At 66.7% G+C, this 18,759-nt stretch carries 14 protein-coding genes; 1 reads left to right on the top strand and 13 read right to left on the bottom strand.

Going from position 1 to position 18,759, the window contains the following annotated elements; genetic code table 11:
- Positions 1 to 14: 14 nt before the first annotated feature.
- The 12 genes from ACLB1G_RS00465 to ACLB1G_RS00410 all read right to left on the bottom strand — a co-directional run bounded on the left by ACLB1G_RS00465 (position 15) and on the right by ACLB1G_RS00410 (position 14,484).
- Positions 15 to 4,025, bottom strand: coding sequence for a baseplate wedge protein (locus ACLB1G_RS00465; protein WP_491625204.1), 4,011 nt, complete (start codon positions 4,023 to 4,025; stop codon positions 15 to 17).
- Entirely contained in the window at positions 4,022 to 7,672 is a 3,651-nt protein-coding gene (locus ACLB1G_RS00460; RefSeq protein ID WP_491625203.1) for a baseplate J/gp47 family protein, read from the bottom strand. Before ACLB1G_RS00460 ends, ACLB1G_RS00465 begins: the two co-directional genes overlap by 4 nt.
- Positions 7,673 to 7,683: 11 nt before the next feature.
- Entirely contained in the window at positions 7,684 to 8,115 is a 432-nt protein-coding gene (locus ACLB1G_RS00455; protein ID WP_491625202.1) for a GPW/gp25 family protein, read from the bottom strand.
- Between the two features lies 1 nt (position 8,116).
- On the bottom strand, positions 8,117 to 8,386 hold the full coding sequence (locus ACLB1G_RS00450) for a PAAR domain-containing protein (protein WP_491625201.1): 270 nt from the start codon (positions 8,384 to 8,386) through the stop codon (positions 8,117 to 8,119).
- Positions 8,387 to 8,399: 13 nt separating this feature from the next.
- Positions 8,400 to 10,166: a type VI secretion system tip protein VgrG gene (gene vgrG, locus ACLB1G_RS00445; RefSeq protein WP_491625200.1), complete on the bottom strand. Its 1,767-nt coding sequence runs from the start codon at positions 10,164 to 10,166 to the stop codon at positions 8,400 to 8,402.
- Positions 10,163 to 10,864 (bottom strand): CIS tube protein, encoded by a 702-nt coding sequence (locus ACLB1G_RS00440; RefSeq protein ID WP_491625199.1) that lies wholly within the window; start codon positions 10,862 to 10,864, stop codon positions 10,163 to 10,165. The genes vgrG and ACLB1G_RS00440 overlap by 4 nt, the downstream gene beginning before the upstream one ends.
- The gene (locus ACLB1G_RS00435) at positions 10,864 to 11,031 is read right to left on the bottom strand and encodes a DUF5908 family protein (protein WP_491625198.1); all 168 of its coding nucleotides are present in this window, start codon (positions 11,029 to 11,031) and stop codon (positions 10,864 to 10,866) included. The genes ACLB1G_RS00440 and ACLB1G_RS00435 overlap by 1 nt, the downstream gene beginning before the upstream one ends.
- Positions 11,032 to 11,045: 14 nt before the next feature.
- Positions 11,046 to 11,483 carry a phage tail protein gene (locus ACLB1G_RS00430; protein WP_491625197.1) on the bottom strand — a complete coding sequence of 146 codons (438 nt, stop codon included), beginning with the start codon at positions 11,481 to 11,483 and terminating at the stop codon, positions 11,046 to 11,048.
- Between the two features lie 10 nt (positions 11,484 to 11,493).
- Positions 11,494 to 11,931 carry a phage tail protein gene (locus tag ACLB1G_RS00425; RefSeq protein ID WP_491625196.1) on the bottom strand — a complete coding sequence of 146 codons (438 nt, stop codon included), beginning with the start codon at positions 11,929 to 11,931 and terminating at the stop codon, positions 11,494 to 11,496.
- Between the two features lie 24 nt (positions 11,932 to 11,955).
- A complete protein-coding gene (locus ACLB1G_RS00420; protein WP_491625195.1) occupies positions 11,956 to 13,377 on the bottom strand; it encodes a phage tail sheath family protein in 1,422 nt (473 codons plus the stop codon).
- Between the two features lie 9 nt (positions 13,378 to 13,386).
- Positions 13,387 to 14,022 (bottom strand): Pvc16 family protein, encoded by a 636-nt coding sequence (locus ACLB1G_RS00415; RefSeq protein ID WP_491625194.1) that lies wholly within the window; start codon positions 14,020 to 14,022, stop codon positions 13,387 to 13,389.
- 270 nt (positions 14,023 to 14,292) lie between these two features.
- Positions 14,293 to 14,484: a hypothetical protein gene (locus ACLB1G_RS00410; RefSeq protein WP_491625193.1), complete on the bottom strand. Its 192-nt coding sequence runs from the start codon at positions 14,482 to 14,484 to the stop codon at positions 14,293 to 14,295.
- A 194-nt stretch (positions 14,485 to 14,678) separates the two neighbouring features.
- On the opposite strand from ACLB1G_RS00410, the gene ACLB1G_RS00405 reads away from it, so the two are divergent.
- Complete coding sequence (locus ACLB1G_RS00405) at positions 14,679 to 15,275, top strand: PRC-barrel domain-containing protein (RefSeq protein WP_491625192.1); 597 nt, start codon at positions 14,679 to 14,681, stop codon at positions 15,273 to 15,275.
- Here the strand turns inward: ACLB1G_RS00405 and ACLB1G_RS00400 are convergent.
- Positions 15,272 to 18,757 carry an EAL domain-containing protein gene (locus ACLB1G_RS00400; protein WP_491625191.1) on the bottom strand — a complete coding sequence of 1,162 codons (3,486 nt, stop codon included), beginning with the start codon at positions 18,755 to 18,757 and terminating at the stop codon, positions 15,272 to 15,274. The genes ACLB1G_RS00405 and ACLB1G_RS00400 overlap by 4 nt on opposite strands.
- Between the last annotated feature and the right edge of the window lie 2 nt (positions 18,758 to 18,759).

Below are 18,759 nucleotides of genomic sequence, written 5' to 3'. Positions count from 1 at the left end.
CGTACTCGATTCGGCTATCTGGGTGTTTTCGTGCGCCGCGTGCGCTTGGGGGCGGGCTGCGTATCGATCAGTGCAGGGGACGGCGCCGGCGGCAGCGCGTCGCTGTCCGTGCCTGCAGGAGCGGGAGCTGGTTCAGGCGGCGGTGCTGGCGCAGGTTCGGGCGGGGACTCCGGCAACGGCGGAGGTTCGGGCGATGGCCCAGGCTGGGGCGACGGCACCGGCTCGGGTGACGGCACCGGCTCGGGTGACGGCACCGGCTCGGGCGCTGGTACTGGCCCGGGCGACGGCGCGGGCGCAGGGCTGGGCGGATCGGCCTCGGTTTCGATATCCGGCGCCGCCTGCACGGGTCGCACCGGCTGCTGGCCCAGCGCCGTACTGCCCAGCCGCACCGGGTTCTGGTCGCCGCCATCGTCGCAATCGTGCAAGGTCGCACCCGGGTAGATATTGCGCAGTTTGGCCAGCAAGGCCAGCACGATACGCAAGCGGTACGACACGTCCACATACGCCGCATAACGGTCGCGCAACAAAGCCTCGACCTGCGCGGCCGTGCCGGCCTTGAACGACAGCCCCGCGCACAACTGCACCGGCGCCGGACTGAATGGCGTAAAGTCGGCCGGAACCTTGTCCGCCGCGATATTGGCGGCCATCCATGCATCGAAGGCGGCGCCCCATGCCTGCACGATACCGGCCGCGCACGCGCACAGCGCATCCTTGCCGGCCGCACTGGATAGTCCCTGTTCCAGGATGGCCTGCACCCGCGCCTGCACCCGCTCCGTGGTCCAATCCAGCACGGCGTTCGCTTCCAGCCATGCGCTCCAGGCGGTCTCGAAGCGCTCGAACTGCCAGCCGCTGAGCACCACGGCCTTGAAATGCGCCAGCATCAGCTGCCTGACCTTGCCGAACAAGGCCGCGTCCAGCACCGTGGTGCAGGAAAAGTCGCCTGCGTCCGGCTGGCTGCCGAACACGGCCTGCAGCGCCGACTCCAGCGCGCCCGGCTGCCAGTACAGCAGCGTCTTGTCCTCATACCAGGCGTTGAACACCGAGGCGAAGCCGGCGTACAAAGCCTCGGAGCAGGCGCAAGCCGCCACGCCGCCGGGGCGCTTGCCGTCCGGCGTCAGGCCCTCGGTCTCCAGCAGCCTGGCCACCTCCCCCACCACCGGCTCGCACGGGTTGACGATGAAGCCATCATTGCCAACCCAGCACACCTTGGCCAGCAGGTGGGAAGGCAACTCCTGCTGTATGGTGCGGTCGGCAAAGCCGCGCAGCGGCAGGTTGTCATTGTATGGCGCGGTCCATCCCGGCATCACAACACTGAGCCGGAAGGAATACGGGTCCGCGCCGTCGCAGCTGGTGCAGCCGCCGTCCGTGCAGGGCTCGATCAGCGCATCGCCGGGGAACTTCGGCCGCAGCAGCACATGCTCGACCACGATGGCGCGCCGGTTGGCGGCCCAGGACAGCAGCTCATCCAGCACTGCGCGCGCCGCCTCCGGCGTCGTGAACAGCTCCGGACTGGCGCCCAGCGGCAGCTCGTGCTCATCGCGCACCTTGACCCGGTAGCCACCCGCCTGGCTGACCAAGTGGTAGGCCTGCGGCTGCGTCAGCCGTGCGATCAAGGCGCCGTAGGCCGCCTGCCGGGCGGCGGCGTCGTCGGCGCCGGTGAACGGCGTGGCGAATGTTCCCTCCAGCCATGCCTTGCCCTGATTATCCTTCAGCTGGTAGCCGTCCACGCTGGCGGGCGCGGACGCTGCCCAGGTGAACGCCAGCGCCGGATAGCCGAGCAGCAGGCTCACACGCTCCTTGATGCCGGCCACATTGTCCGGCGCGTTCGGGTGCAGCGCGTAATTGAATGCGCGCGCCCGGTCGCGGCTGATGCGCGGATAGGCAGCCAGGAAGCCTGCCTTGTCGGCGATCAGCCTGGCGGAGGCGGTGCGCACGCCGCGCTCGTCACCGAGCAGCAACGCGTAGTCGCCAAAGCCCTCGCCAAAGCGTGCCAGCAGATGGTCGAGGAAGCGGTTGCGGCGCTCCTGGAATTCGACCGGCGTCTCCAGCATCGCCTCCAGCGCGGCCGGGGTCAGACCCTTTACCACGTCGCCATAAGCGGCCAGCAGGGCGGAATTCAACTCGCCCGCGAAGTAGGTGCGCGCCACCGTGGGGTCCAGCGAGTACAGGTCGGCCGCGTGCGCGATCTGCGCGGCGGCGTTGGCCAGCAGCTGCTCGTACACCATCAGGTAGGCCTGCAGCTGGAGCGCCTGCGCCTTGCGCAGCGAACTGGCCTTGCTGGACAGGCCTGCCGGTCCCACTCCATAGGTCTGCGGCAGCCCGTATTGGAGCGGGTGGTATTTGCCCGGGTTGCGGTAAGTCCCGGCCGGCACCGGCAAATCCAGCGCCGTATTGCCTGTCTTGCCGCGCTCGGCCTGCCCCTGCAGCTGGGTGAGCACGTCCAGCGCCTCGTCCGCGCGCGCGACGAAAGGCAAGCCGTTTTTCATGAACAGGAAGCGCGATCGGCGGAAATACAGGCGTGGCTGGTGCCGCGCGCCCAGGTACAGCTGCCAGGACGCGCTGCCCTTGTTGGCGTCGAACACCAGCATGCCGTTGTTCAGAACAGGATCGGCCGCCCCCTTGACCAGTTCTCCTTCCTGGTCATACCGGGACAGCAGCAAATTGGCTACAGCGACCACGCCGGGGATATCCATCAGCAGGTTGATGATGTCGGAACTGCGCAGCACCGTCTTCAATCCAGCCGCCGCCAGCTCGTCCTGCCGGATGAAGCCTCCCTCCGGCAGCGGCCCATTGAAGATATCCTCGACCGGCAGGCCGCTGTCCAGCATCTCCTGCAGGCTGTAATGCGGCACCGGCGGGGCCAGGTAGCGCTGGATCAGGAACCAGGCCTGGGCCTGCACCTGTTCGATATCGGCATCCGGCGCCACTTCGATATCGGCGCATACCGCCACATCCTCCAGCTTGACGTTGCCGATGCGGCAATAGTCCTCGGCCAGGTTGCGGCAGGCGGCCAGCGCCGACCTGGCCTGGGCCACGGCGGCATCTGCCTTGCGCACCTTGGCGCGGTAGCGCGCGACCGCGCCGCCCGCACCAGCATCCTGCAGCAGGTCGCGCAGCATGGCTACGGTGGCGGCGGCCCGGGTTGCATTGTCGCCGAACAGGTGCAGGGCGATGCCGCTAACGGCGATCTTGACCAGCCCGGCCAATTCGATTTCCAGTCCCAGGTAAAACACCTGGTTCCAGTGCTCGCGCAGGTAGCGGTCCTTGCCGGCCTGGTCCAGCGTGCCATCGCTGAAGACGTCGTAATCGCGGCGTGCGCCGAACGACAGCAGCTTGACCGACACCAGCGCGCCCTGCTGCAGGAAGGCCTCCCATTGCGCTGGCCAGGCCAGCGCCCAATCCGGGAAGCGCAGTTCCAGCGCCAGGCTGCGCGGCTTGCCGCCGCTGTCGGCCAAGCCATGTTCCAGCTCGACCTTGGCGTCATTCAGGTCGCCGGATTCCGGATCTTCCTCCAGTTCCAGCAACACTTCGTACGTGCCCTCCACCTCCACCCTGGCGGCGGCGCCACCGGCGGGCGGCGTATAGCTGTAGATTTGCCGGTCCAGTTCGCACCAGGCGTAATACACCACGTCGCAGGCGCACTGCTTGCAGTACAGCCAGGCGTTGCGCACCGCCGGCAGCCCGATCAGCAACCGGCGGTAGTCGTCCGGCGTCACCGGATTGACGGTGAGGATCTGGCTCGCCGGGAAGAAGGCCTGCTGGGGATAAGGCTGGGAAGGGTCCGCCGATGGCGACGGCGGCATCAGCAGATCCTTGATGTCCCAGCTGTTGCGGTAGGCAAGGTCGGTCAGCACATAGCACAGCTGTTCCAGGATGGTGATGCCGGGATCGTGCGCATTGTAGTCGGTCCACTGCGCGCTGGACATTTGCTCGATATAACTTATCCCCTCGCGCCGCAGTGCGTAGAAATCCGCAGCCGGCGACAGCGCCGGCAGCGCGGGGATGGTGACAGGCGCCTTGCTCATGCCGCCTCGCACGGGCACGCTTCGGCCGCGCCGCCCCCGGCCTGGGGATGCAGCACGGTGATGGCGTGCCGGGCCGCGCGCGCCGACACCAGGATGGACACCGCCAGCGAGCCGCTGACCTCATTCAAGTCCGTCGTCCCCTGCACGCCGGCGATATCGTGGAACAACTGGAAGTCGGTGACGTAATCGACATAGGGCCGTTCCTCCACGAAGTTGATCAGCACCGACTTGACAACCTTGCCGCCAAAGCTGGGCGCGCCGCCGCCGGGATAAGCCCAGGGCGACAGGAAGCGCGTCAGCTCCTCTTGCAGCTGCTTGACGTAATACGCTTCATCGTAGCCCTCGTACAGCCTGAGCTTGAAGGAGACCCGCACTTCCTCGAACTGGGGATTGCGCACGTGCAGGCGCGCGAAGCAGGAGCCGCGCTGGCGCAGGCAGGCCTCGATGCGCTGCAGCAGGTCCAGGCTGGTGTAGGGCCGCAGCGGGTCGCGCAACTGGTGCGCCAGCAGGCTGGGGATGGTCACCACCGTGTAATGGCCGGGCGCCAGCTCGCGGTAGATGCCGCTGCCGCTGTCGTCCGGCTCGTATTGGGTATGGTTCAGGCACCTGGCCTGGTAAATCTGCGGGAAGGCTTGCAGTATCAGGTGTTCGACATCCCACAGCGCGATGGCGCGGTCCTTGTGGCGCAGCCGCTCGCTGGCGCGCACATGGAAGTCGGCCGGCGCCTCCGCCCCGCGGCCACCAAAGCTGGGGAAAGGCTGGAGCAGCTGCTTGAGCGCCGCATCAGGCGCATCGAGCTTGGTGGCGGCGCCGGCCGGCAGCGCCGTGGCGGCGTACGCCGGGTCATTGTCCCGGTCCTCGAAACGTGCTTCCATGGCCTGGGCGGCCACCAGCAGCAATCGGCAGGCGGCGTCGGTCTTGCTGGCCACGGCCAGGCGCAGCCAGCGCAATTCCGGCGCCAGCAGCGTATTGCCGGTGCTGGCCGCGCGCGGCACGCTGAGGGTGACGATGCCCGATTCCAGCAGTTCCGAACTGCCGTCGCCCACCTCGTTGGGGGCGAAGTCCACCCACTCATTCGCGCGCAAATAGCTCCAGCGCAGATGCGGCACGGGCTTCTGCGCCAGCGGGTCGGCCGTGCCGGGTAGTACTTCGAACAGCAGGCTGAGCTCCTGCGGCGGCTGCAGGCCGGCCACGCCAATGTAGAACTCGGCCGCGCTGGTCGTCCCCGCATCGGCGGACTGGAACACGAATTGCGGCATCAGGCTGACCTTGGCCGCGCTGGCCAGCAGCGGATGCCGTTCCGCCACGCCGAACGGCGCCACATGGTAGTAGCGCGCCTGGCGTGCTTCAAAGGCGGCGGCGTTGGCGCTGTTGAGCGCAATGGTCTGCTGGGCCGTGTAGCTCACTGTGAGCGAGGCCATGACGGGCGCCGGCGGCGGCGCGCCGGGATTGGTTCCGCCCTCCTTCAGGTACTTGAGCAAGTCGGCCTGGTACTTGCCCTGGCCGAAATCCTGGTCCAGCCGCAGGCGCAGGTAGCCCTGGCGGGCGGCGTTGCTGTAGTGTAGTGACGGCGCCAGGTCGGGCACGTCGAGTACCGCCGGCGCCAGGCCGGCGCCCAGCGCGATGCTGGTGGCGCTGACGGCGGCGCCCATGCCGGTGGCGGCCCAGGCGCCGGCCGACAGCACGTCCACTTCCATCCTGGGCGACACCGTGTAGGGCGCCGGCGTGGCCTGCCAGCCTATCTGCAGGCTGGCGCTGGCCAGGGTCTTCTGGAACAGCTCGCGCGAACCTATCAACAGCGCGCTGTTCTGGGCCGGCATGGCGCCAAAGGGCTGGAAGGGCTTGGAGGTGTCCACCGGCCCGAAATCGTTGGATACCGCCAGCGATTTGAGTCCGGTCACGGCCACCGCCAGCTGGCAGTTATCGATCACTACATCCTGCAGTTTCGCGTAAGGATAATCCGCGCCGGCGCGGTGTTTCAGCAGCACCTGCAGCACCGGCAGCGCCACGCCGTAGCGGCCGCCGTGCACCTTGGCCTCCCAGGCCACGATGGCGGGATCGGCCCCGCCCAGCTGCACCTGCACATGCAGCTGGCCGGAAGCGCCGACCAAGGCAGCGACCGGTTTTTCCAGCCAGCCCTCGGCGATGCTCAGCAGGCATACCATATCGTCGGCGTAGCTGCCGGCCGGCAGCGCGCCCTGCACCGTGAAGTCCAGGTCTATGCTGCGCTGGCCCTCGGCCAGCAGCAGGTAGTGCGAGGCCACGGCAAAGCCCAGCACCGCCTGCGGCATCCGGATCTGGGCCAGCATGCCATCCGCGTAGCGCTTGTTGTGGAAGGGATGCCAGGACGGATCGTCAGTCTCCAGCGGCTCGCCCAGGCCGTCGGCGGAATTCGATACTGGCGAGGCGTAGATCCGCCCGGCGTCATGGCCGCCGCCCTGCACACCGCCCACCGCCTCGCCGTCGTGGCGGTACACGGTGTGCAGCGCAGCCACCCGGCCCTGGTTCAGCACCGTGTCGCGCAGCAGGGCAAAGCATGCTTCCCTGCCCCGGCCATCCTTGCCGGCCTTGACCAGGGTGCCGGCCTGCATCAAGTGGGCCGGAACCTGGCGCGCCAGCTCGCCCAGCAGGTAGACATGCGAGGGCTCGGCGCCTCTTTCCTTCAGGCGCAGCACGTCGCGGTAGTAGAAGTCCAGGTGGCGCGCGGTCAGCGTATTGGTTTGCTCGCGCAGCCGTTCGAACAGGCGCAGGAAGGCCAGGAACAGGCCATAGTGTGGCAGATGGGCGTCGGACTGCTGGAAACTGGCCTCCAGCGCCTCTCCTGCCGCGCCGGCCAGGCGCGCATAGGCTTTCAGGAATCGGTCCAGCACCGACTTGAACAGGGTGTGGGTGGCGATGTGGTTGGCGCGGGCAGCCACCGTGGCGCCGCTGCCGTAGATGCCGCTGTCCGGATACAGCGCGGGGTTCTCCAGGCGGGCCAGATAGTCGGCCCAGCTCGCCGCACTATCGCCCGCGATCCACTCCGGCCCGTACGGCAGCTGGGTGGCCGCCTGCAGCGTGAGCGCGGCGCCCAGGACGGGCTGCTGCGGCGCCGTGTCGGTGAGCCAGGGACCGGGCGCGGACGCCAGCCGGCCCTCGCGCTGGTACAGCAGCAGGTGCTTGTAGGCCGGCGCCAGCTGCCTGCGGACCTGGTTGGCCAGCTGCTCCTTGAGCGCCAGCCCGTCCGGCAGGGCTGCGCGCAACTGCTCGATCTGCGCCGCCAGGGTGGCCACGCTGGCAAACACGCGGCCCAGCCGCAGGCGCAGCCCGGCCTCGTCGCCGGCGTTCTGCAGCTGGTCCAGGTAAGCCAGGTCTTCCTTGATGGCGGACTGGTAGCCCGCCACATCCTGCACCGACGCCAGCGCCAGCTGCACCGATACATCGCTGGCGAAAAAGACCTGCCAGTTGCCGGCGTCCGCGTTGTCCAGGTCCACGTAGCGCAGGAAGGCGGCATAGGCGCGCGCGAACAGCATGCGGTGGGCGGGCAGGCGCTGGTCCACCGGGGCGTAGCCGGGGTCCAGCGCCGCCAGGCGGCGCTGCGGCTGGCTGCTGCCTTCGCGCACCAGCTTGAAAGGATCGGTATTGTGCTTGCAGTCGTCGGTCGGCATCAGGCCACCTGTCAGGGCAGGAGATTCACCGTGGTGGTGAGGTTGATGTCAGTGCCTTCCAGCTTGTAGAACGGGAAGACGAAATTGAAGCGCGAATTGGTGGACTTGAGCCGGTACACCACCTCGATCAGGATCATCCCTTCCAGCTGCCGGCTGTCGTCCAGGCCCACGCTCTCGATGGTGATGCGCGGCTCGAAGTACAGGATGGCGGTTTCCACCTTGTCCGCCATCAGCGTCTTCATGCGCGTGTCCAGGCTCTCGAACACCAGTTCGTCGAGGTTGCAGCCATACTGGGGCAGCATGCTGCGCTCGCCCGGGGCGGTGGTGAGCAGGATGTCCAGGCTGGAGGCGATGTCGGCCTCGTCCTCCAGCATGGCCACCCCGGCTTGCGGAGTGAAGGTGGGTGGAAAGGACCAGCCGCGTCCCAGGTAGGCGCGCTGCATGTCAGCCTCCGATGATCACGGTGGGAACGCCCGGCCCCAGCACGCTGCCAGCGGCGGCTGTGACGTCGCCCATGCGGGCCGCCGGCAGCCCGCCTATCAGCACCGTGGCCGAGCCCTGGATGATGGCGTCCGCCCCGCAGCTGTCGCCCATGCATGCGGCCGGCAGGCCGCCAATCAGCACCGCGGCTGCCCCCGGCGGCAGGATGGGCGCCGGCGCGCCGTAGGTGGCCGGGCTGAGTATCATGTCGCTGACGCGCGCTGCAAACGGCATGGCGCTGCTCCTTTCAATTGATTAGCACCATACCGCCCTGGATGACGGTGGTGGCGCTGCCTTTGAGACTGGCGCTGGCGCCCGACAGGTCCAGGCTGGAGACGGCGGCGGCCTTCATGTTCATGCTGGCCTTGCATTCGATGTTCACGGCTTCCATCCTGATGTCCTGGGCGGCCTTGAAAATCAGGTCCTTGCTGCTTTCTATCCGCACGCCGCTGTCGTCCAGCACGATCTTGTTGCCGTTCTGGTCTTCGATCACGATGCCCTTGGCGTCCTCGGACAGGGCCAGGCGGTTGCCGGCCGGGGTCTCGATCAGGGCAATCTTCCTGTCGTCATCGAACTGCAGCTTGAGCTTGGCCCGGCTGGCATAGCCCTTGAGGTCGTTCCTGTCGGCCAGCGGCTCGGGCGCCGGCCTGGCGCTGCTGTGGCACATGCCCAGCACCACCGGGTGGCGCGGATCGCTGTCCAGGAAGCCGACCACCACCTCGTCGCCTATCTCGGGCCGGAAATAAGTGCCGCGCTCCTTGCCCGCGTCCAGGCAGGCGATGCGGCTCCACACGCCCTCACTGGCATTGTCGGCAAACGGCAGCCGCACGGCGATGCGCTCCTCGTGTGCCGGATCGCCCTCCAGCGCGCTCACCACGCCGACCTGCAGCCCGCTCACGGCCGGCAGCAGCCCGCCGGCCGGCATGGGGCGTAAATCGAACACGGACGCGAACTGCAACGGACTGAGCCCGAACTGCACATCGGTCTCCCAATTGCCGTTGCTGACGCAGTGGCGCACGCCGGACACCAGCAGGCTGCCGTTGAAGCGCTGGCCCAGGCCGTCCAGCGCCAGCACGGCGCCCGGCTTGATGGCGGCCAGTCCCTGGCAGCGGGCGCGCCCGCGCACCTTGGCCAGGCGCTCGCGCTGCAAGCGGGCGTCGGCCCAGGCCTGCAATTCGGTCTGGCCCAGCAGTCCGCCGTGGCGCAGCAGCAGCGCATCGCCGGCCGCCACGTCGGCCAAGGCGGATGGCTCCAGGTTGCCGCTGGAGCCGCCCTCCCCTTCCCTGGCCTCGGCCACCAGCAGCTTCTGGTCGGCGGCGCTCCAGCTGGCGGCGTGCACGGCCTTGCTTTGCCAGCGGGCGTCCACTTCAGCGTCCAGCTCCAGCAGGCTGTCGCCAAATTGCAGGCTGAGGGCGGCGTCGCCGCTGGTGGACGGCTTCATCACGCTCACCTGGCCATCGTCGGCCAGCACCACCTGGCCGTTGGCCTCGGCGCGGCACAGCAGGAAATCCCAGTCCGTGGCCTGGTACTGCACCAGATCCTCCAGCGGCGCGCCGGTGGACTCCACCTGGTGCCGCAGGCCATGGTCGCGCAGCAGCTGCTCCATGATCTCGCTGTCGGCCTTGGCCACGTAATGGCGCGTGGCCGGCTCGGTGCTCATGCTGACGGCGGCGTCGCGGCATTCCACCAGCAGCTGGCTGGCATGCTTGCGCACGCGGATGCTGTGCTTGACCACCACACCCTTGAACACGGTCTCGTTCCTGGCCCGGTAGCCGAGCTGGATCTCGATTTGCCTTCCGGGCACCAGGCTGTCGGCCTCGCTGGCCGGGAAGGTGGACTTGGCGGGATCGCCGTCGCGCAGTTCGATCAGCGCCGACGGGATGCGGTTCAGCTCCCGGTTCACCTCGATCGCCAGCACGTGGAATTGGGCCGACAGTTCCTGGCCGTCGACCAGCACCGCGTAGGTGCAGACGTCGGCCTGGCCGGCCGCCTGGGCGTGCGCGCGGTCGTTCATGGACGGGCCTTGGCCAGCGGCGGGAACAGCAGGCGTTGGCCCGGCGCCAGCGCCCGGAAGTCATCGAGGCCGTTGACGCGCGCCACGTCCAGGTAATGGCGCGGATCGCCGTAGATCTCGTGGCACAACAGCGGCAGACGGTCTCCGGCCCGCACCACGCGCACATGGGTCAGGTCCGGCGAATGGCGGTCCTCTTTGGCGACGCGCTTCTTTTCCTCGATGCTCCCTTTGAACTTGGTGCGCGCCACGGCGCGTATCGGCTGGCCGTCCGGGTTGAACAGCTTGTAGGTGATGCCCAGCTCGACGGCGCGGCCCTTGAACACCAGGTTGCCCCAGATGAGCTTGAGGTGGAACGGCTCGTGCGTATCGGGCCGGTATTCGGTGAGCAGCTTGCGGAAGGCGTCGACCTGGCCGAACACGCCGTCCGGCTGCGGATTGCCGTCGATGATGCCGGTGGCGTCGAACAGGAACTCGAAGCTCAGCTCCTCCGGCATGGTGTAGGCGAATTTCTGCTGGGCGCCGCTGCTGCCCTGCCCTTGCCCTTCGGCCGTCTTGACCTTGTATTCCAGGGTATAGGTCTCCGGATTGATCAAGGCTTCGTAGCTGGCCTTGGCCTCCAGCTTGCCGCCGGTCTCGGCGTCGGCCGAGGACTCGAAGGCCAGGATCAGCATTTTCTCCAGCTTGCCCTGGGTTGCCATCAGCGCTCCATCCGGTTCTGCAGGATGCGCAGCACCTGCTCCACGCATTCGGCCACGATGGCCTGCTGGGCCGCTTCGCCGGCTGGCGTGGCGGGGGACTGGCCGTCCTGGCCCGGGGCGCCGTTCACGGCCACCTTGATGTGCAGTTCGCGTATCTCTATCGGCATGCGTGGCGCTCCTGCTACTGGATGGTGAAATAACGGTAAGACAGTTCCATGGATTCGACCACGATGGCGTTCTCGCCCGCGTTGAAGTCGCTCACCGACCACTTCCTGGGGATGGCCTGCGCCACCTTCCAGGTGCGCAGCGGGTCGCCCTTTTCGTTCATCAGGATCACGTTGACGTCGGTCGGCGCGAACTTGCGTTCGCGGAAGGCGTCCAGGAACCAGGCGATGACGGCCGAATCGGTGACCATGCCGCGCTTGAGCACCAGGTCGGCGTACTTGGTGCGCACCGGGAGCTTATGGGTAAAGCGGTTCTCGCCGCCCTCCTTGAACTCCTCCATGTCGTATTCGACCGACAGGCCGGACACGGTCTGGAAGCGCACGTCGCTCCGGTCCTTGCCGACGCCGAATTCGACCCGGTAGTAAAAGCTCCACGGCGGGTAGTAGTCGCTCATGGCGGCCCGCTCAGACCTTCATCAGCTTCAGGCCCTCGTGCGCGATCTCCAGGGTCTCGATGGCGGTCTCGTTGGCGTCCGACTTCAGGTCCGGCGCCGAGATCTTGACCGGGAAGCAGCGCGTGGCCGACCATGCCGCCACCGGCAGGTGCTTCTCGTTGAGCAGCCGGATGATGACGTCGCGCCGCCCTTCCGAGCGCTCGTTGGCGACGTCGTCCAGCCATTTGTTGTAATCGAAGTCGCCCTCGAACTTGCCGCGCTTGAGCGTGATGTTGGAGTTCTTCACCATGCCCGGCATGGCGATCTTGTTGAAGTCCTTGCTGTCGCTGTGGCGGTATTCGATCTTTTCGCGCTCCATCACCAGGCCGGTGACCTCGGTGAAGCTGATCTTGGCCCCGCCCCAGTCGACCTGGAAGTGGAAGCGCGGGATCGGATAGTCTTGTGCCATGCTCTACCTCGTGTCGGTGATGGTTCAGGATTGCGCCAGCTTGTGCGAGAAGCGCAGCACGATGAATTCGGCCGGACGCACGGCCGCGATGCCCACCTCGACCACCAGGCGGCCTTCCAGGATGTCCTGCGGCGTCATGGTCTTGCCCAGCCCGGCGGACACATAGAAGGCGTGTTCCGGCTTGGCGCCCTGTAGCGCGCCCTGGCGCCACAGCACGGTGAGGAAGTTCTCTATCATGGCTTGCACCCGCACCCAGGTGTTGGCGTCATTGGGTTCGAACACGAAGCTGGCGCTGGCCTTGCTGCACGATTCCTCGATGAAGATGAACAGGCGACGCACGTTGATGTAGCGCCATTCGGCATCGTTGCCGGCCAGGGTGCGCGCCCCCCACACCAGCGTGCCCTTGCCGGTGAAAGGGCGGATCGCGTTGATGGACTTGCCGGCCGTGGCGTCGTCGTTCAGGCCATCCTGGTCCTTGTTGGTGAACTCGATGGTGGGCTTGATCACCCCCACCACGCTGACGTTGGCGGGCGCCTTCCACACGCCGCGCTCGGCGTCGACGGCGGCGTAGATGCCGGCCATGGTGGAACTGGGGGGCAGCAGCAGCGACAATTCACGGATAGCTGCCTTGGCGCTCTCGTAGACCAGGCTGTTGTCGGTGGTCAGCAAGCTCAGCATCTTCTTGTCGGCCACGCTGGCCGGCTTGAAGTAATTGACCTCGGTCTTGCTCTCGTCGATGACGTAGTCCAGGATGGTTTCCAGGTTGGGGGCGTAGGCGGCCCCGTATTTGAGGTTGGCGGTGCCGACCCCGCTGTCGCGGAAATTCTTGGCAATGGTGGCGATCGATGCATCGGGGCTGTAGACGGACACCGAGTCGCCATGCACGTCCATGATGACGAAGCGGTCCTTGAGCAGGTTGCACTGGGCCAGGGCGCCATCCATGACCTTCTTGAAGTCGGCGATGCCCAGGCTTTGCGCCTCGGGGAATACCAGCAGGGTGGGCTCGTCGACCTTCTCCAGCGCGGCCAGGCCGGCGGAGAGCTCCGTCTCGGTGACGACCGAGGCGCTCTTGTACAGGCCAACCGGCACGATCCAGCACGGGCCGCCGCCATTGGCGAAGAACATTTGCAGCGCGTAGTACAGCAGGTACTTGGAGCGCTTGGTCAGGTCCAGGGTGGCGCTGAACTTTTGCCCGGTGACGGCGCCGCTGGCGTCCTTGATCTCGACGGCGTTCACGACGATGGCGGCTTCCGGCTGCGGTCCGCCGAAATGGGCCTCGTACTCGACCAGGGAGGAGATCCTCAGCGGCACCTTGAGCGCGGTATCCACCACTTTTTCGACATAGCCGACGAAGGCCGGGATGGCGGTCTCCACGGCCGAGACGATGGGCGGGAACCTGGGTATTTCCTCGATGTAGACGCCGGGTGTCTTGTACGCCAAAGCCATAATCACCTCTCACAGGGAAACGGGTTGTTTCGGGAGCACATCCGCCCGGGTCTCCACGACCAGGCTGGCCTCGCGCGGCGGTATGTGGAATTGCAGGTCCAGCATGCGCATGGTGTACAGCACAAACGGATATTGCTTGCCGCCAAGAGTCCCCCACAGGTGGTTGACTTCCTCCATGGCCGGTGAATACAGGTCGAATATCAGCTTGAATTTGTCGAGGCGATCCAGCAGATTAATCGGCGCGTTGGTGGTAATCGATAAAGGATTAACGCTGCTTTCAGTGAACGTATTATTCATTTGAAAAAAGCGTATGGCGCGTGACAGCATCAATAATGCGCCCGCATAACTGGCATGCGTGGCGGCGATTAATATCTGAAAATTCAGGAATACCGGTGGATTTTCAAACAGCGCTTTTTTGTTGATATCATCCCGCACGTAATTCGGCAAGTTCTTGAGCGCCTTTTCCTCCTTGATGTTGACTACCTGCAGACACAGCACGTCGCGCGACACCCCGGGGCCGCCCACGGTGGAGCGAAATCCTTCCGCTATATTCCCCAGTTCCACCGACGGTACCGCCACCGGCCCGTATTCGCCCATATGCCTGACCAATTCATTGACGATGATGCTTAGCGCATGTGGCAGCATGGTATTAATCTGGTTTAACTCGCCGGTTCCGCCAAGTTACAGATGAACGTATAGTCCGTCAAGATAAAATAAATTCCAGCGATAGCGCCAGCTACCGCAAGTTATAATTCACGGACAGTTATTTTTCCTACAATTAATCCGAGTTGCGTCGGGGAATAAATTACCAGAGGGAGCAGGGAGGAACGCGGCGCGGCATTTGTAACAAGCATGCCGCGACCGGGGCGGGTGGGGATTTACATCGTGTGGCGATGTCGCAACATTTTCCTGATATCACACTTTAGGCTGCTTGCGGCGGCGCTGCTCAGGGCTGGCCAGCACCCGCTTGATCACCGGCAGCGGCACCTTGGCGCTGCTCATGAAGATCCAGGCGTTGGCGGCGCCGGTTTTGCGGTCCAGGCTGATACCCTGGTCGACGATCTCGGCCATGGCGTCGTCGCAGCGCAGATATTGGTGGTTTTCCATGTGTGCCCTTGTTGGTGAGTCGCTATGCGCTTGCTATTCTGCCAGTAAATCTTATGTTCGTCAGTAACTCATCCCTGTCCTACAAGCCAACCGCACGCGCGCCGATACTGCGATCACGCCGGCCCGAGCATGATGTGTCACGCCATCACGCCAGCGCGTGGTGTATACCGCCTTCCACCACCAAGGAGACCATCATGAGCTACTTAGACCGCGACACCTTCGGCATCTACCGTGACTACGACGACAACAGCGGCCCCGGCCCGCGCCTGATGGGCGCCGACACCCTGATCGGCGAGGACGTCTACAACCGCCAGGAGGAAGACCTGGGCGACATCAAGGAAATCATGCTCGACATGCGCAGCGGCTCGGTGGCCTATGCCGTGCTGTCCTTCGGCGGCTGGCTGGGCATGGGCGACAAGCTGTTTGCCGTGCCATGGCAGAGCCTGCAACTGGACACCGTCAACAAGCGCTTCATCCTGGACGTCAGCAAGGACCACCTGAAAAACGCGCCTGGCTTCGACAAGGACAACTGGCCCGACATGGCCAGCACCGAGTTCGGCACCCAGATCCACAGCTTCTACGGCACCCAGCAGGGCGCGCCGGGCTCCGTCACCTCCAGCGGCAGCGTGATGGGTTCCGGCAGCGGCACGCTGCAAAGCGGCAGCCTCGGCGCACAAGGCGGCAGCCTGTCCGGCTCGCAGTCGATGGGCGGCACTACGGGCAGCACCACCGGCACGACCGGCAGCACCAGCGGTAATTACTCCGGCGGCAGCCTGGACGACAAGTATTAAACGCCGGGCTGTAGCGGCGCCATCGCCACCTGATAGCCTTGGTCGGCCAGTTGGCGTCGCAATGCCGCCAGCCGGGCCGGATCCTGGTCCAGCACCAGCAGCCCGGCCTGTTCCGGCGCGGCCTCGACGGGCGCTTCCATGCGCCTGCCGCTGGCCAGCAGCTCGCCTAAGCCGGCTGCCGGCAGGGGCGGGCTGAAATAATATCCCTGCAACTCGTCGCAGCGCAGCCGCCGCAGGAAGGCCAGCTGCGAGGCCGTCTCCACCCCCTCCGCCACCACCCCCAGCCCCAGGCTGTGGCCCATCGCGATGATGGCGGCCACCAGGGCCGCGTCCTCCACGCTGCTGGTCACGTCCGTGATGAAGGAGCGGTCCACCTTGACCTGGTCGAAGGGGAAGCGCTTCAGGTAGGCCAGCGAGGAATGGCCGGTGCCGAAATCATCCAGCGACAGCTTGACCCCCAGCTGCTTCAAGCCGCGCAGGTGGGCGGCGGCCTGCTCCGGGTCCTCCATCACGGCCGATTCGGTCAGTTCAAAGGTGATCTCGGCAGCCGCCACGCCATGCTTGTGCAGTGCCGCGCTGATGGTCTGCTGCAGCCGGCTGCCTTTGCGGAACTGCAGGGCCGACAGGTTGATGGCCACCGGCACCGTCTCCAGCCCGGCGGCGCGCCAGGCCGCTTGCTGTGCGCACACGCTGTCGATGATCCATTCGCCCATGGGTACGATGAGTCCGGTCTGCTCGGCCAGCGGGATGAATTCGGCCGGTGGCACCAGCCCCCGTTCCGGATGGCGCCATCGTATCAGGGCCTCGGCGCCCACCACCCTGCCGCACTCCAGGCTCACCTTGGGCTGGTAGTACATGCTGAACTGGCCCGACTCCAGGGCCTGGCGCAGCGCCGTCTCCAGCGCCAGGCTGGCGCTCAGCGATTCATTCATCTGCGGCGCATAGAACACGCAGCGCTCGCCGCTGCGGCGGGCCCGGTTGAGCGCCACCTCGGCGTTCTTGAACAGCTGCTCGGCGTTGCCGCCGTCGCCCGGGTAGATGGCGATGCCCAGCCTGACCGCCAGGCGTATCTCCTGCCGCCCCACCATCAGCGGTTGCTCCAGCAGCCTGGTGAGCCTGGTTTCCAGCCAGGCCGCGGTGCGCTCGCCGGCCGCCAGCGAACCCAGCGCCACGGCAAAGCTGTCACCGCCGATGCGGGCCGCGCTGCAGGGCGCTGGGAGCCCGGACTGCAGGGCCGCGCCCAACTGCTTGAGCACGGCGTCGCCCACGTGGCGGCCGTACACGTCGTTGACCTGGGCGAAGCGGTCCAGGTTGATCGAGATCACGGCCGCGCACGCCTCGCGCGGCGTGGTGTGGATCAGCTGCTGCAGGCGGTCCTGGAACAGCATGCTGTTGGGCAGGCCGGTCAGTACATCATAGTAGGCCAGGTAATGCAGCCTTTCCTCGCGCGCAATGTATTGCAGGCCGAAGGACAAGTCGCCGGCCAGTTCGTCCAGCAGGGTCAGCCGCCCTTCCTGGGCGAAAAAGCCGCGCTCGGTGGAAAACAGCGCGATCACGGCGCAGCTGCGCTGGTCCACCCCCAGCGGCAGCACGGCCAGCGAGCGCAGGCCGTGGCTGAGCAGCTCGTCGCGCAGTGGCGCCATGGCCGGGTCGGTGGCGATGTCGTCGCTGATCACCTGGCGCTGCTCGCGCACCGCCTGGCTGGCCGGGCGGCCGGCCTGCGGCGAGGCCGGATCGGCGCTGAAGCTGATGCGGTCCACATAGGCCTGCGGTGCGCCCTGGCAGGCCACCACCCTGCCCTCCATGGTGTCGGCGTCCACCACGCCGGCCCAGGCCAGGTGGAAAGCGCCCTGGCTGACCGCCACCCGGCAGGCTTCCTGCAGCAATTCGTCGCGGTCGTGGATACGCACGATGGCGGAATTGATCCCGCTCAGCACGGCGTACAGCTGGCTCAGGCTGGTGATGCGCTCCTGCATGCGGGCTTGCACGGTGACGTCGGCCGCCAATCCCGCCATGCGGTACACCACCCCGTTCTCGTCGCGGATGGGAAAGCCGCGGCTGCGTACATGGCGCACCTGGCCGTCCGGCCGCACGATGCGGTACTGGTACTCAAAGCCCTCCAGCCCGCGCTGCGCCACCAGCGCGCGGATCCGCGGCGCATCGTCCGGATGGATGGACGCCATCCAGGCGCGCGGATCATCGACCACGGAGGCGCAGGTCTGTCCCCATACCTGCTCGTACGCAGGGCTGATGTAGAGCAGCTTGTCGTACACGACATCGGTGAGGAAGAACACTTCATCGATGTGTTCGGCGATCTGCCGGAACCGGCTCTCGCTCTCGCGCAGCTGGCCGGCGATGCGCTGGCGCTCGATCAGGTCGCCCTGCAGCTGGTGCACGTGGTCCTGGATGCGCTCGTACAGCAGCAGGTTTTCATAGGCCAGGGCCAGCTGGGTGGCGACGGTGGCCACGGTGCGCTCGTCGACTTCGCTGAATTCGCGCGTCCCCAGCTTGTTGGCGAGGTAAATCCAGCCGTAGTTGCGCTCGGAACTGCCGACCGGCACGCCCAGGAAGCTGTGCACGGCCGGATGGCCGGGCGGCAGCCCCAGCTTCGCAGGGGCGCAATCGCTGCCGTGCAGGCGTTCGGTGGCGCGTTCGCGCAGCAGGCGGCGCAATATGCCGCTTTCCGGGATGGTGCACGCCAGCTCCTGCTCCTGGTCCGCTTCCATGCCCAGGGTGGTGACGTGGCGCAGGCGCCAGCCACCGTCATCGACTATGCCGATCACGGCGTAGCGCGCGACGCCCAGGTGGCGCGCCAGCTTGCAGGCCTGGGCCAGCAGCGCGGCCGGGTCGCGCGCCCGCGTCATTTCCATGCCCATGTCGATCAGGGCCGTCAGGCGCAGGCTGACCGACTGCAGTTCCTCCAGCGAGGACGCCAGTTGCTCGCCGGCGCCGGCGTCCGGGCCGGGGCGCGTCGGATCACTCAATTGGTGGCTGCTGCGCTCGGCATCCTGCAGGCAGGAGTTGAGCCGTTCCTCCAGGCCGCCCAGCAGCGGCGCGCCCAGCTTGCCGGGTGCGGCGGGTACGGCAGGCGTAGCCGACGGCAGCGGCAGGGCCAGGGCCTGGTGCACGGCGCGCAGGATGGCCAGCGGCGGAGACGGCTTCTGCAGCACCCAGCGCACCCCGCACTCGCGCGCCATGGCCTTGGCCTCGTGCGTGCTATAGGTCGAGGTGTAGAAGATCACCGGCAGCTGGCGGGCCCACTCGCCGGCGGCGCCGTCGCGCACGGCGCGGATGAAGTCGTAGCCATTCATGCGCGGCATCATGATGTCGGTGACGATCAGGTCGGGCCGGTGGCGGCGCACCTGTTCCAGGCCCTCGTCGCCGTCCGCTGCCTGGTGCAGCTGGTGGTGGCCGAATCCCAGCAAGGCGCTGAGGAAGTGGCGGTTCAGGACGTGGTCGTCGACGATCAGGATCACGGCCATGC

This window comes from Duganella kummerowiae (assembly GCF_053572355.1).
The sequence above is the reverse complement of the archived record's forward strand: the minus strand, read 5'-3'. Positions and strand labels throughout refer to the sequence as shown.